This window comes from Peribacillus sp. YIM B13472 (assembly GCF_042788005.1).
Taxonomy (GTDB): Bacteria; Bacillota; Bacilli; order Bacillales; family DSM-1321; genus Peribacillus; species Peribacillus simplex_E.
Window position 1 is genome coordinate 103,507 of the sequence record NZ_JBHZPG010000014.1, and the last position, 14,017, is coordinate 117,523.

Sequence of the window (14,017 nt, forward strand, 5' to 3'; positions counted from 1 at the left end):
AATTTTATTTTAAACTCATAATTGGCTGTAATTCCCTATTAGCTCAACAAAAAGAAGGCTGGCATCATGCCAGCCCCCTCTCACCTATTAAACTTGTCCTTCAAGACTTTGTTTCTTTTCTTTCGCGGTATTCAGCGGACCTTTCTTCTTCAATTCCCTGATTTTCAAATCAAGCCAGAATTGGGAAGCGATCAATAGCGATGAATACACGCCGCATATTAAACCGATAAACAGGGCAATTGAGAAGTTACGGATAGCTTCACTGCCGAAGATCATCAACGCGATGACCGTAATGAGAACGGTCAGTACCGTGTTAATGGATCGGGTCAAAGTTTGCCTGATACTGATGTTCACAATGTTCTCAAGCTCTTCGACGGTTTTGATTTTACGGCTGAAGCGCAGGTTTTCACGAATTCGGTCAAAGGTTACAATCGTATCATTGATCGAATATCCGACGATCGTCAGAACCGCAGCAATGAAGGTGATATCCACTTCGAGCCGGAGCAAGCTAAAAATCGTGATGATGAAGAATGCATCATGTATGAGCGCGACCACGGCAGGTACGGCCATTCGCCATTCAAATCGTATCGATACATACAATATGATTCCGATTGATGCAATCGCTAAGGCATACATGGCATTTTTCGCAAGCTCTTTTCCTACAGTCGGTGATACGGTGCTGACATTCGGTTCCGCCCCGTAATCCTTCTTGAAATGGTCCTTCAATTCAGCGATTTCCTGTTTATCGAGGACACCGACTGTCCGAACGACAGCATTTTTATTGTCTTTTCCAGCGAGCCTGACATCCTTGATATCATCCGCGTCGATACCGACCTTTTCTATTTCGGTTTTGACTTGCTGAGTCGTCAAGACGTCTTTGGACGCAATCTCGATTCGGGTACCGCTCGTGAAATCAATCCCAAGATTCAATCTGAAGACGAGCAGGAAAATGATCCCGATAATGGTGACACCGATTGAAATGCCATAAAAAACCTTCCGATGTTTGACGAAATCGATTTTATCAAAGCGTGTTGGCAATGACATTAAATCCATTTTCTCGGATAAATCGTGAATGTATTTCTTCTTCACGCCAAACCATGATGCACGTTTGTCCAGGAACCCGCTATTCACCCACATGCTCATGAAGAGGCGTGTACCATAGACGGCTGTTATGAAACTCATTAAAATCGAAATGATCAAAGTGGTGGCAAACCCTTTAACCGAGCTTGTTCCATAATAGAACAGAACAGCTGCAGCCAGCAGGGTCGTTAAGTTGGCATCCGTGATTGTAGCAAGTGAATTCTTGGTACCTTCTTTATAAGCCGCTTTAACCGATCTGCCAAGTTTCAATTCATCCCTGATTCGCTCATAGGTTATGATATTGGCGTCGACGGCCATCCCGACCCCGAGTACCAATGCTGCAATACCAGGCAGCGTAAGGACCGCATTCATCCAATCAAACACTAAAAGCGTCAAGAAAAGGTATATGCTTAAAGTGACGACCGCAATGAATCCCGGGAAGCGGTAATACACAAGCATGAAGATAAAAACAAGTGCAATTCCGATGATTCCTGCAAAAATAGTATCATGCAGTGCACCTGCACCGAACTGGGCACCTACAGAAGTGGAATACTTTTCTTTTAAATCTACAGGCAAAGCACCGGCATTAAGAAGGGCGGCAAGCTCTTTCGCTTCTTCCACCGTGAATTGACCGGTAATATACACCTTCTTCGTATTGAAAACTTCACTGACAGCCGGAGCGGATATCATATTGTCCTGTGAGGCTGTATCCTTAATGGAATCTTTTCCTTCCTCGAAATCCAACCAGATTGCAAGTACATTTGTCGGACTTTCCATCGAGGATATTTTTTGAGTGATGTCCTTAAATTTATTTACGTCTTTCAATGTAACTTCGACAACCGGTTTATTATCTTGGAACGTTTGTTTCGCGCCGCCTTCTTTCAGGTCGGCACCGGTCATCATTTCCTTATCGTTGTAATCACGGAAAGATAATTTAGCTTGTGTCGAGAGGATTTCGCGGGCGTTGTTTTGATCTTTGACTCCAGCCAATTGAACGCGGATCCGGTCTTTCCCTTCGATTTGAATGTTAGGTTCGCTAACGCCCAAAACATTGACACGCCGCTCAAGTGAGCTTACTGTAGCCCGTAATACATCCGGGGTGATCTTTTCCCCAGACAGCGGTTTTACTTCATATAGCACTTCAAAACCGCCTTGTAGATCAAGACCCAGCTTGATATCCTTTAGGATTCCTTTTGAAGTCGTCCCCATCGCTGCGAAAATCAATAGTGCGATTAGAAAAAACGCAACGATCCTGCTTCTTTTTACCATTATGTAGTAGGCCCCTTTCTATAATACGCCTGTTCCTGAAGTTAAAAAAACTGTCATTTTTAGTTTATATGATAACTGCATACCCTTGCTTCTTGAGAAAAAGGACACAGCTTCCCTGCTTTTTCCAAAAAAAAGCATAACCATATCTATTATGAGTCATATACAAACAGCTGTCAATTTAAGTATATCTTTGCTTTATTCTTTAAAAAGTTCCTTCAGTTCTTCTTCAGAAAGCGGCTCTAATAGGTTTGGTGATTTATATGCTTCAACCATTTGGAAGGTCATGAACTGGTTGCTCGAAAATGTCACGATATCTGCGACAAGTTCATGAAGGTGAATGTTTTCCTGAGGACGCTTCCATTTATTTTTGGTTAAGGTTCCCCAAATGTCTTCCTCCGTTACGGCATTCAATCCGACCATTTGGAATTCCTCACGCTTGCTCTTCAAAAATGGACGTACCTTTAGATAATACCTTTGATAGGGATGATTCTTTTTTGCCATCACTTTGCCTCCAGTAAAAATGATTCTCAAATAAATGCGCATTTTCTTCGAAGGGTTTCTTATCAATTGTTAGAACGCAAACAAACACTTTTGTCATGCTTTGTCCAAGTACAAGCATATAGATAATTGTATAGCATAACCGCTTTTTTGAGAAGGGAGGGAGTTCAATGTCCAAATTTTTAAAAGGGACGCTGATATTATTAATCGCAAGCCTGATTACAAGGGTTCTTGGTTTCATTAACCGCATTGTCATCGCCCGCTTCATCGGCGAAGAAGGCGTTGGTTTATATATGATGGCTTTACCGACCCTCTTTCTCGTCGTGAACATAACCCAGTTAGGCCTGCCAATTGCCATTTCGAAATACGTGGCTGAGGCCAATGCCAGAGGCGATGAGCGAAAAATCAAGAAAATCCTTGTCGTCTCTTTGGCCTGCACTTTTACTCTATCGATGATTTTCACCCCTGCGATGCTGCTTTTCGCACCGGTTCTCTCAGAATACCTATTCACTGACAAACGGACGGTATGGCCTCTAATGGCGATTGCCCCTATCGTACCGATCATAGCCATTTCATCCGTACTGCGAGGTTATTTCCAAGGCAAGCAAAATATGAAGCCCTTCGCTTTCTCACAAGTTATCGAACAGGTGGCCCGAATCACTTTCATAGCCGTCCTGACGAAGGCCTTTTTGCCATATGGAATCGAATATGCTGCAGCCGGGGCGATGTTCGCATCGATTATCGGTGAACTTGTCTCTCTCTTCTACTTATTGACAAGCTTTAAATTAAAAAAACATTTTAAGTTCAGAAAGGGTTTCTTCAAGAATGTCAAATCCGGAAAAGGAACGTTCACGGAATTGATGGGGATCGCCCTTCCTTCCACCGGAAGCAGGATGATCGGATCGGTTTCATGGTTTTTCGAACCGATAGTGGTCGCCCAAAGTTTGGCAATCGCTGGAGTCACCGCGGCCGCAGCCACCAGTCAATACGGGGAGCTGACAGGATACGCACTGCCTTTACTCATGCTTCCATCTTTCGTTACATCATCACTGGCGACGGCACTTGTCCCGGCAGTGAGTGAAGCCCGTACGACCGGAAACTTTTTACTCGTTGAACACAGGCTTCAGCAGGCCCTGAAAATCACATTTATCACAGGCTGTTTAGCTATCGTCATTCTGTTCATCTTTGCCGAACCGATTTTACAAGTCATGTATGGCTCTTCACATGCTGCTGTTTTCATTAAATTCCTGGCACCTTTTTTCATCCTTTATTACTTTCAATATCCGCTGCAATCCATGCTGCAAGCACTGGATCTTGCGAAGGCCGCAATGTTCAACAGCCTGGCTGGGAACATCCTTAAAATCGGTGTGATCTGGCTGCTGGCGTCAAAGGAAAGTTTCGGGATAATGGGTGCCGCAATCGGGATAGCTGTCGGTACGATGCTCGTTACCTTCCTGCATTTTTCAACCGTGCTGAAGGTCGTCCCTTTTACGCTTCATTTCCGCAGCTATATATCAGCTTTGGTCCTTGCTTTAATTTCAGGATGGGGCGGTTATTATCTTTATCAATTCCCACTCTCGTCACTGCCACTTGGCACACGGCTAATGTTTTCCGTGACGGTCGTTATCCTGCTGTTCACATTTTTCCTGCTCATGACCGGCAGCATAAAAAAGGCGGATCTGATCAGGATTCCTGTAGTGGGCGGCTTTTTATCAAAATTCGCTTGGAAATAAAATGAACCGAAGCATTAAATGGCTTCGGTCATTTCTTCGTTTCATTTTTATCGATATAAAATTGGCCATCTATGTACCCACAAATCGAAATCTCTTTAATCTTCGTTTCTCCCAGTTTTTTCAACTGGTGCCGGAGCCAAAAATGATTTTTGCCAATTCTATCGAGATTCCTCTCCTGTATCTCCCCGTCGATTATAAGAGGATAAGGTGTTTCTTTAGTTTTAGACCTTTTGTCTTTGGTATTCTTGATGATCGAAAGCTTTCCGGAGGATTCGAGGATTGCGAATTGTACGTCATTTAAATCATTAATCCCCTGTTCACGCAGCTGGGTCAATAAATCATCGAAATTATATCGTTGCTTACGCATCGCTTTTTCATCTATTTTCCCTTGATTGATGATGATCTGCGGCGTACCGTCCACGATGTTTCGAAACCTTATGCTTTTCAATGAAATGTAAGCCATGATTATCTGGATGAAAGCAAGTACGAACATCGGTATGATTTGCCTGAAAAATGGTCTATCCAATTCTTCAAAGGATAGGACGGCAATGTCCCCTATCATGATGGATACCACTAAATCCAGAATGCTCAGTTCCCCAACTTCCCGCTTACCCATCATTCGGAAAAGTAATAATATGACTAGATAGATCACTGTTGTTCTAAAAATAATAGCCAGGATATCCAATTGAATAACACTTCCTTCATCCATAGCATGGCTTGGGAACTGAAATATTACTCCATAATCTTTTCTAATTTTACGGGAAGCTTCTTAAACCTGGTCTAAAGGTTCGATACGGGGAATATGCTTGTACAAACACATAAACAGGCTATACGTATCAGCCTTTTAAAAAGGAGGAATACCCATCGAAACTAAAAAAATGAGTGTCGCCGTAATTTATGGCGTAGGCTCCATCTTTGCCATAGCGATGATTGCAAGTTTAATCGTTTCCACCCTTCTTCGTTTTACTTCACTGACGGAATCATCCCTGACATACGTGATCATGATCGTGTCCTTTTTATCGCTGTTCATTGGTGGATTCATTTCAGGAGGCAAAGGGAAAAAGCAAGGACTATTCTTGGGCGGGAGCACTGGGCTGCTTTATCTGTTGGTCGTGTTCCTTTTTCAATATTTAGGCCACGATGCACTTTTCACCATCAAGCAATGGATATACTATGGCTGTTTTGTGATTACGGCCATGATGGGCGGCGTGCTTGGGGTCAACATGAGTTCCGACTCCCGCACCGATTAAAAAACACAGCAAAAAACCGGGCACATGGCCCGGTTTTCGTTTGTCTTATACGGATACTTCTTTATTCGGTGCGCTTTCCGTAATTTCACGGATTGCTGCACGGTCAAAAGTTAGTTTTGTGCCGTCTGGTGATTTAATGACGATTTTCAGGTCATCGATTGCATCGATTGTTCCGTGCATGCCGCCGATAGTAGCAACTTTATCACCTTTTTTCAAACTGCTTTGCATATTTTGCGTAGTCTTTTGGCGTTTTTGCTGTGGGCGGATCAATAAGAAATAGAACAATACGAACATTAAAATCAACGGAAGTATTTGTGTTAAAGAACCCATTTTGTATATTCACTCCTTTCGTTCATTAAAATATGTATGGAATTAGAAGTTTCTCGCATTTGGTTCATTGAAACCATACTGCTCAAAAAACTCTTCCCTAAAGTCTCCAAGGCGATCTTCTCGAATAGCTTGTCTGACCTGTTCCATCAAGTTTAACAGAAAATGAAGATTATGGTAAGTCGTAAGACGAATCCCAAAGGTTTCTTCACATTTAATCAAATGGCGGATATATGCCCGGCTATAATTCTTGCAAACATGGCAATCGCAATTTTCATCGATTGGACCGAAATCGCGTGCATACTTCGCATTTTTCACAACCAGCCGCCCATTGCTCGTCATGAGCGTACCATTACGCGCAATTCGCGTCGGCAGTACACAGTCAAACATATCGATACCGCGGAGTGCACCATCGATCAATGAGTCCGGTGAACCGACCCCCATAAGGTAACGCGGTTTGTCAGTTGGCAAAAGCGGACTTGTAAACTCAAGGACGCGGTTCATGATATCCTTCGGTTCCCCTACGGATAGTCCTCCAATAGCATAACCCGGAAAGTCAAGGGAGACAAGGTCTTTTGCACTTTGTTTGCGAAGATTTTCAAACTCCCCGCCTTGAACGATTCCGAACAGACCTTGGTCATTTGGCCGCTCGTGAGCATTCAAACAGCGTTCCGCCCAGCGCGATGTCCGTTCTACCGACTTCTTCATATACTCTTCAGTCGCCGGAAATGGCGGACATTCATCAAATGCCATCATAATATCCGAGCCAAGCGCATTTTGTATTTCCATCGCTTTTTCCGGAGATAAAAACAATTTATCGCCATTCAGATGGTTCCTGAAATGCACGCCCTCTTCTTCAATTTTGCGGAACTCGCTCAAACTGAAGACTTGAAAGCCGCCTGAGTCGGTCAGAATCGCCCGATCCCAGTTCATGAACTTATGCAATCCGCCGGCTTCCTTGATGATTTCATGCCCCGGACGCAACCATAGGTGGTACGTATTGCTCAGGATGATGCCTGCCCCCATTTGTTTCAAATCTTCCGGGGACATCGTTTTGACAGTAGCCATCGTTCCAACCGGCATAAATGCCGGCGTTTCAAAAGAACCATGCGGCGTATGGACCCGGCCCAGCCGTGCCCCTGTCTGTTTACATGTTTTGATTAACTCATATCGTATTGCAGTCAACGCAATAACTCCCTTCAAGAGCTTCACACTCTTATATTACTTAATTAACATTGCATCTCCAAAACTAAAGAATCTGTATTTTTCTTCCACAGCCGTTTCATAGGCATGAAGGACATGCTCCCTGCCTGCAAGTGCAGAAATAAGCATGATTAAAGTCGATTTGGGCAAATGGAAGTTCGTTATCATCGCATCGATCCCTTTGAACTCATAACCAGGATAAATGAAGATGCTCGTCCAGCCATTCTCTTCCTTGAAAACCCCATCATTGCGGGACGCAATCGTTTCCAATGTCCTTGTGGACGTTGTGCCGACCGTAATGATTTTCCCGCCTTTATCTTTCACATCATTCAGCAATCTGGCTGTGCCTTCCGTCATTTGATAAAATTCCGAATGCATTTCGTGGCTGTCAATATCGTCGACACTTACTGGACGGAATGTACCAAGCCCGACATGCAGCGTGATGAAGGCGATGTGGACACCCATCCCTTTAAGTTTCTCAAGTAAATCCTCCGTAAAATGCAGGCCAGCGGTAGGTGCCGCCGCAGATCCCCGTTCACGCGCATATACCGTTTGATAGCGATCCTGGTCGTCGAGCTGTTCCTTGATGTATGGAGGTAACGGCATTTCGCCAAGCTTCTCCAGTATTTCATAAAATATGCCGTCATATTTAAATTCAAGGATTCTGCCGCCATGCTCGAGCACGCCTGTACAGACGGCACTCAGCTTACCATCGCCAAAAACGATTGTCGAGCCTTCTTTAATCCGTTTGGCCGGCTTCACAAGCGTTTCCCATACATCATCATGCTCTTGCTTAAGCAGCAATACTTCGATTTTTGCACCGGTTCCTTCTTTACTGCCGTATAGTCGGGCCGGAAGCACCTTCGTATCATTCAACACCAAGCAATCTCCCGGTTTGATATATTCCGTGATATGGCTGAATACATCATGCTGGAGCTTACCGGTTTCTTTGTCCAGCACCATCAATCTGCTGGCTTCCCTATCCTCCAAAGGAACTTGGGCAATCAGTTCCTCCGGTAAATGAAAATCAAACATATCCAATTTCATCTGTTCCACTTCCTTACGTGTCTATCAAGCTGTAATCATTATTTAAAACGGCCGATCAAATAAAAAATGGCGGACAACACAACACTGACGATGATTGATGTAACGATAGGAAAGTAAAACGTCGTATTCCCCTTTTTCAGAAAAATATCTCCCGGCAGCCTGCCGAGATGAATATATTTCATCGCAAAACCAATCACGAATATAATCACACCCAGAATCATAACCATCTTTGGTATATTCATCATTCAGGCATCTCCATGCCGAAATGCTCATAAACTAGCTGTGTTGCCATCCGGCCTCTTGGGGTACGCTGAAGAAAACCTACTTGTAACAGATATGGTTCATACACATCTTCAATCGTATGTGCCTCTTCGCCAATCGTTGCCGCAATCGTTTCCAGACCCACTGGTCCGCCACGGAATTTTTCAATGATCCCTTTAAGTAATTTATGGTCAATATGATCGAGTCCTAAACGGTCGACCTGCATTAATTCAAGTGCATAATCGGCAAGTTCGGCCGTTATCGTACCATCCCCGCGCACCTGGGCGAAATCCCGGACCCTCCGTAAAAGCCGATTGGCGATTCTCGGGGTGCCCCTTGACCTTCTTGCAAGCTCGGCCGCTGCTTGATCATCCATTTCCGTATCCATGATTCTTGCTGTACGGATGATGATATCAGTCAAATGGTTTTCCGTATAATATTCAAGACGGCTCAAAACGCCAAAACGGTCCCTAAGCGGTGCAGACAATGAGCCTGCACGCGTCGTGGCCCCAACGAGGGTGAAAGGCGGCAAGTCGATCCTAATCGAACGGGCTTCCGGTCCCTTACCGACTACAATATCCAGACAGAAGTCCTCCATAGCCGGATATAGCACTTCTTCAACGACACGTGGAAGACGGTGAATCTCATCGATGAACAATACATCACCTGGTTCAAGTGCACTCAAAATGGCCGCCAGATCTCCCGGCCGCTCAATGGCGGGACCGGAAGTCGTGCGGATATTTACACCCATTTCATTGGCGATGATGACGGCAAGCGTCGTCTTCCCAAGACCAGGCGGTCCATATAAAAGTACATGATCGAGCGTTTCTTCACGCATCCTTGCCGCTTCGATGTATACACTTAAATTCGCTTTCACTTTATCCTGTCCGATATATTGCTTTAAGTTTTGCGGCCGCAGGCTTTGTTCAAAGGACAGTTCGTTCAAATCGGCTTCCTGATTGAATATTCTCTCCTCCATTGCGCCACTCCTTATCTTAACATCATTTGCAATGCTTTCTTAATATATTGCTCGGTCGTCATATCTTCAGCCTGCAATTTCTTGGCAACCTTTTGGATTTCCTTTTCAGAATAACCAAGAGCCTTCAATGCAAGAATGGCTTCATCCAATTCTTCCGTATAGCCATTTGGACTGAGTGCAGCCGTTACGCCTTCATTAAACAAGCTTGGAAACGCATCCGGAATAATGTTCTCAAGTTTCCCTTTTAAATCGAGAATCATCTGCCGTGCCGTTTTCTTTCCGACACCCGGGAATTTCACCAAAAACGATTCATCTTCATTTTCGATCGCCTGTACCACCTGATCAACCTTGCCTGATGCCAATATGGCTAGAGCACCCTTCGGCCCGATTCCCGTTACATTCAATAATTTTGTGAATAACGCCTTTTCTTGACGAGTCTGAAACCCGTATAATGCGGCCATATCCTCACGAACATAATGATACAAGAAAACTTGAATTTCTTTCTGGTATTGAGCGGAAAAAATAAAAGGATTCGGTGTCATCACTTGATATCCGATCCCCCCATTTTCCACAACTATGTATTCAGGCCCAATATAATCGACCTTGCCTTTTATATAATCATACAAATTAATTCTCTCCCTGATTTTGCTGTACCTCTCATTTTATCATAAAAAGGGGGTGTTGTTCATTAAAAGTTGTTTAGTAGGCGCAAAGACTTTTACAGTGAAGGATATCCCGTTTTATTACATTTGAGGTATTATCCCTTCCTTCAGTTTGTAGTCAAATGGTGTTCTATCTAAATTTTAAACAAGGTGATTGTGACTCCTGCGGGAAAAGCGAGTGCCTGGAGGCAACGTTCAAATTGTACAAACCCTAAAAAACTGCAGACAAACCCGATTTTCATCGAGTTTATCTACAGTCTGGAGGATGGGTGTCATCCCATCCTAGTTTACCGAATATGGCTCATACTCTTTAATGAGCTGTTTATATTGGTCTTTATTCATGATCGGAATCCCTTTTTGCAATTCCTCCTGCTTGTATGCTTCAAGTTTACCAACGTCTATTTGGTAGAAAGTATGAATGATTTTGGCGTGCTCGGGCCTTCCGATAAAAATGGATAACGTACCATCTTCCCTCATCCCAAGGTAACCATTCGCTTTTAAAAGCGGAGATATGTCATTTTCAATTTTCTTCATGACAATCTGCTCTTCATTTTGATCGACCACTTTCCATCCTTCATATTTTGACCAAAAGTCCTCCATCGACCAAATGGTTTCTGTCAATTTCTCTTCACTTAATTCGCCATCCAGATACATACGCTGAAGAATGACCTTCCTTTCAATAGGATCATTTTCCTTTTGAACGGTTTCTTCGGCAAAAACGGTTAAGCAAATTGGCAATATGAAAAGCGTCATGAAAAATTGGATTCTAAGTTGATTAATCAATATATTCACCTCTTAAGGCGTTTACTTTTTATGTAGTTTGACCCCAAATAAGGATTATTAACCAGAAAAAAATCAAAAAGAGCTGACTCCATATCGGGTCAGCCCACTAATTATTTTAAGTGATTTTCGTGAATGTTAAGGTTATCGAACATGTCATTGGCATCCAAAATGATCATTTCCCTCGTATCGCCATCCCGAAGATTGTTATCAAGCGTCATCGTCCTGAAATAGACACCTTCATCGGTGGTTACATATAGGGTGCGGCCATTGGTAAGGGGTCCGATTTCGGTCTTGATTCTTTCTTTAACATCTTTTGCTTGGCTGTAGTCATCAAGCCGCAAGGCTACCAGCATTTCATCTTTCATGATGATTGTCCTGGCATCGTTGACCGGCTCCTCTTTCTTGGCGATACCATTTACTTTATCGGCAAAAGCGCCTTCATAAGAATTATAATAAGATGATTTTGCCTTAAGCGGTATACTTTCATGTCCATGGTAGTTACGGTCACTCTTACTGTACGCATCATCTTTATCATATAAACCTTGCACCATATTCTCATAATTGATGTTGCGTACCAATGCATCCTTTTCATGGTACCCTGTATCATTGGTGATTTTTTCATTTTCCGCTGTATCATTATTAGCACATCCAACCAAACTGACGGCGGCCAATACAGTACAAAGCGGATGTGCCCATTTTATTTTCTGCACCAATAACCCTCCCATTGCAATAGAATGAGCTATATTCCGCTCATAATTAGCATGGGTGTCGAACGGTAAATGTACTCTGTAAGATACGGCCAAAAACCCGTTTTAATTCCTATTAAGGGAAGAAATCCTTTCCGCCAATTTTTCATTCATCTCCATCCGATTCGAAAAACCTTCGACGGACATTTTCCAGACCGAATGAAGCTGGGAAGAACTTTTATTAAGACGATTCCATTCACGGAAAATATCGGTAGGATAAGTTAAAGCATATAAAAAGGCCAGGTCTGACTGATACCTTTGCATTTGCGGAACATCCCACAGTTCGGTGGCCGCATCTTCCAAATGAGGCGAAATTCGATTTGCATACTGTAAATAATCAATGCACCTCGGGGCATTCGCCATTAAGTCAAAATCGATTAGCGTCAAAGTGCCGTCCGCTCTCCGCAAGAAATTATGGTGGGCACAATCACCATGAATGATGACTTTCTTTTCCTTATTCCATAAAGACTGATTTTTATCAAACCCCTCTAGCGACCATTCACCCCATCTAATCCATTCCTTGATAATATCTTCGGAAACATATTGGCGAACATAAGAAAAGTTCTTTTTAAATAGTGATAAGCGTTCTTTCCACTTTTTTGATTGATTGAACACAGGAGCGTTAATGGAGATATGTTCCGACACATCATGGAAGCTTTCCAGTAACTGAATGCCCTCTAAGCGGTCCTTTTGATTGGAGTATCTGAATTTTTTCTTACTCGGCGGAAAATAGTCCATACTGCCATACCATTTCCCTTTAAATTGAAAGGGCATTAAATTCTGATGAATATAATACGTTTGATGAAATCCCTTTTGTTTTAATAAAGAAGTCAATTCCCTTTGCCGATCCCATTTTTCAAAACTGTCGAATCCTTTAAGGATCATAGGATGACCCTTTTCAAAAGTTAATAAATAGACACTGCTTTGAATATGGTGGACATTCTTTGGCTTACGATTTAAATAAGAGAGGAGACGAGTGTTAAAAACACTGTCTCCTTGATAATTAGTAGTCATCGCTTTCATCTACATATGTCGGTATCCCAAATGTTTCAGGCGCACGAACGCCCCCGAATTGGCCTGGCTGGCCTCCCATTTGTCCAGGTAACATAGCTTCCGGCTGACCACCAAGCTGACCGCGCATCATGTCTGGCTGACCACCAAATTGTCCCGGCATCATTCCTGGCTGACCTCCATTTTGACCGCCCATCATCATTCCTGGCTGGCCTCCGTTTTGACCGCCCGGCATCATTCCTGGCTGACCACCAAATTGTCCCGGCATCATTCCTGGCTGACCTCCATTTTGACCGCCCATCATCATTCCTGGATGACCTCCAAATTGTCCCGGCATCATTCCTGGCTGGCCTCCATTTTGACCGCCCATCATCATTCCTGGCTGACCTCCAAATTGTCCCGGCATCATTCCTGGCTGGCCTCCATTTTGACCGCCCATCATCATTCCTGGCTGGCCACCGTTTTGACCGCCCATCATCATTCCTGGCTGGCCACCGTTTTGACCGCCCATCATCATTCCTGGCTGACCTCCGTTTTGACCGCCCATCATCATTCCTGGCTGGCCACCGTTTTGGCCGAACATCATCATTCCTGGCTGGCCTCCGTTTTGACCGTCCATCATTCCTGGCTGATCTCCGTTTTGACCGCCCATCATTCCTGGCTGATCTCCGTTTTGACCGCCCATCATCATTCCTGGCTGGCCACCGTTTTGACCGCCCATCGTTCCTGGCTGGTCTCCGTTTTGGCCGAACATCATCTCTGGCTGGCCTCCGTTTTGACCGCCCATCATCATTCCTGGCTGGCCACCGTTTTGACCGCCCATCATCTCTGGCTGACCTCCGTTTTGGCCGAACATCATCATTCCTGGCTGGCCTCCGTTTTGACCGCCCATCATCATTCCTGGCTGGCCACCGTTTTGACCGCCCATCATTCCTGGCTGACCTCCGTTTTGACCGCCCATCATCATTCCTGGTTGGCCACCGTTTTGACCGCCCATCATTCCTGGCTGGCCTCCGTTTTGACCGCCCATCATTCCTGGCTGGCCTCCGTTTTGACCGCCCATCATCACTCCTGGCTGGCCACCGTTTTGACCGCCCATCATCATTCCTGGCTGGCCACCGTTTTGACCGCCCATCATCATTCCTGGCTGGCCACCGTTTTGGCCGCC

General features: G+C 44.3%; 14 protein-coding genes and 1 pseudogene. 2 read left to right on the top strand and 13 right to left on the bottom strand.

The window, feature by feature from the left end:
- Window positions 1-87 precede the first annotated feature (87 nt).
- Together secDF and ACFX4I_RS13170 are read right to left on the bottom strand one after the other, a co-directional pair.
- The gene (secDF, locus tag ACFX4I_RS13165; RefSeq protein WP_377421124.1) at window positions 88-2,349 is read right to left on the bottom strand and encodes a protein translocase subunit SecDF; all 2,262 of its coding nucleotides are present in this window, start codon (window positions 2,347-2,349) and stop codon (window positions 88-90) included.
- Between the two features lie 195 nt (window positions 2,350-2,544).
- Complete coding sequence (locus ACFX4I_RS13170; protein WP_179890971.1) at window positions 2,545-2,850, bottom strand: post-transcriptional regulator; 306 nt, start codon at window positions 2,848-2,850, stop codon at window positions 2,545-2,547.
- Window positions 2,851-3,017: 167 nt separating this feature from the next.
- On the opposite strand from ACFX4I_RS13170, the gene spoVB reads away from it, so the two are divergent.
- Window positions 3,018-4,580: a stage V sporulation protein B gene (spoVB, locus tag ACFX4I_RS13175; protein ID WP_230303783.1), complete on the top strand. Its 1,563-nt coding sequence runs from the start codon at window positions 3,018-3,020 to the stop codon at window positions 4,578-4,580.
- A 28-nt stretch (window positions 4,581-4,608) separates the two neighbouring features.
- Here the strand turns inward: spoVB and ACFX4I_RS13180 are convergent, their stop codons facing one another.
- Window positions 4,609-5,289 (bottom strand): DUF421 domain-containing protein, encoded by a 681-nt coding sequence (locus ACFX4I_RS13180; RefSeq protein ID WP_230303784.1) that lies wholly within the window; start codon window positions 5,287-5,289, stop codon window positions 4,609-4,611.
- A 169-nt stretch (window positions 5,290-5,458) separates the two neighbouring features.
- Here ACFX4I_RS13180 and ACFX4I_RS13185 point away from each other — a divergent pair, with 169 nt between their 5' ends.
- Window positions 5,459-5,830, top strand: coding sequence for a TIGR04086 family membrane protein (locus tag ACFX4I_RS13185; RefSeq protein ID WP_230303785.1), 372 nt, complete (start codon window positions 5,459-5,461; stop codon window positions 5,828-5,830).
- Window positions 5,831-5,875: 45 nt separating this feature from the next.
- Here ACFX4I_RS13185 and yajC read toward each other — a convergent pair whose 3' ends face one another.
- From yajC to ACFX4I_RS13235, 10 genes and pseudogenes are all read right to left on the bottom strand, one after another.
- Window positions 5,876-6,160 (bottom strand): preprotein translocase subunit YajC, encoded by a 285-nt coding sequence (yajC, locus tag ACFX4I_RS13190; RefSeq protein ID WP_214808143.1) that lies wholly within the window; start codon window positions 6,158-6,160, stop codon window positions 5,876-5,878.
- 42 nt (window positions 6,161-6,202) lie between these two features.
- Window positions 6,203-7,342 carry a tRNA guanosine(34) transglycosylase Tgt gene (gene tgt / locus ACFX4I_RS13195; RefSeq protein WP_076365000.1) on the bottom strand — a complete coding sequence of 380 codons (1,140 nt, stop codon included), beginning with the start codon at window positions 7,340-7,342 and terminating at the stop codon, window positions 6,203-6,205.
- A gap of 36 nt (window positions 7,343-7,378) precedes the next feature.
- Window positions 7,379-8,407, bottom strand: a complete 1,029-nt coding sequence (gene queA / locus ACFX4I_RS13200) for a tRNA preQ1(34) S-adenosylmethionine ribosyltransferase-isomerase QueA (RefSeq protein WP_230303786.1) — start codon at window positions 8,405-8,407, stop codon at window positions 7,379-7,381.
- A gap of 38 nt (window positions 8,408-8,445) precedes the next feature.
- Window positions 8,446-8,652 carry a DUF2905 domain-containing protein gene (locus ACFX4I_RS13205; RefSeq protein WP_034308809.1) on the bottom strand — a complete coding sequence of 69 codons (207 nt, stop codon included), beginning with the start codon at window positions 8,650-8,652 and terminating at the stop codon, window positions 8,446-8,448.
- The gene (gene ruvB, locus ACFX4I_RS13210; RefSeq protein WP_034308811.1) at window positions 8,649-9,647 is read right to left on the bottom strand and encodes a Holliday junction branch migration DNA helicase RuvB; all 999 of its coding nucleotides are present in this window, start codon (window positions 9,645-9,647) and stop codon (window positions 8,649-8,651) included. The genes ACFX4I_RS13205 and ruvB overlap by 4 nt, the downstream gene beginning before the upstream one ends.
- A gap of 11 nt (window positions 9,648-9,658) precedes the next feature.
- Window positions 9,659-10,273, bottom strand: a complete 615-nt coding sequence (gene ruvA / locus ACFX4I_RS13215) for a Holliday junction branch migration protein RuvA (RefSeq protein WP_230303787.1) — start codon at window positions 10,271-10,273, stop codon at window positions 9,659-9,661.
- A 318-nt stretch (window positions 10,274-10,591) separates the two neighbouring features.
- Window positions 10,592-11,101, bottom strand: a complete 510-nt coding sequence (locus tag ACFX4I_RS13220; RefSeq protein ID WP_377391631.1) for a BofC C-terminal domain-containing protein — start codon at window positions 11,099-11,101, stop codon at window positions 10,592-10,594.
- A gap of 101 nt (window positions 11,102-11,202) precedes the next feature.
- Window positions 11,203-11,802 (bottom strand): YhcN/YlaJ family sporulation lipoprotein, encoded by a 600-nt coding sequence (locus tag ACFX4I_RS13225; RefSeq protein WP_309518657.1) that lies wholly within the window; start codon window positions 11,800-11,802, stop codon window positions 11,203-11,205.
- A gap of 102 nt (window positions 11,803-11,904) precedes the next feature.
- The gene (locus ACFX4I_RS13230) at window positions 11,905-12,852 is read right to left on the bottom strand and encodes a phosphotransferase (RefSeq protein ID WP_230303790.1); all 948 of its coding nucleotides are present in this window, start codon (window positions 12,850-12,852) and stop codon (window positions 11,905-11,907) included.
- A pseudogene (locus tag ACFX4I_RS13235) lies at window positions 12,842-14,017 on the bottom strand (hypothetical protein); the annotation flags it as partial. The gene ACFX4I_RS13230 and the pseudogene ACFX4I_RS13235, both read right to left, overlap by 11 nt.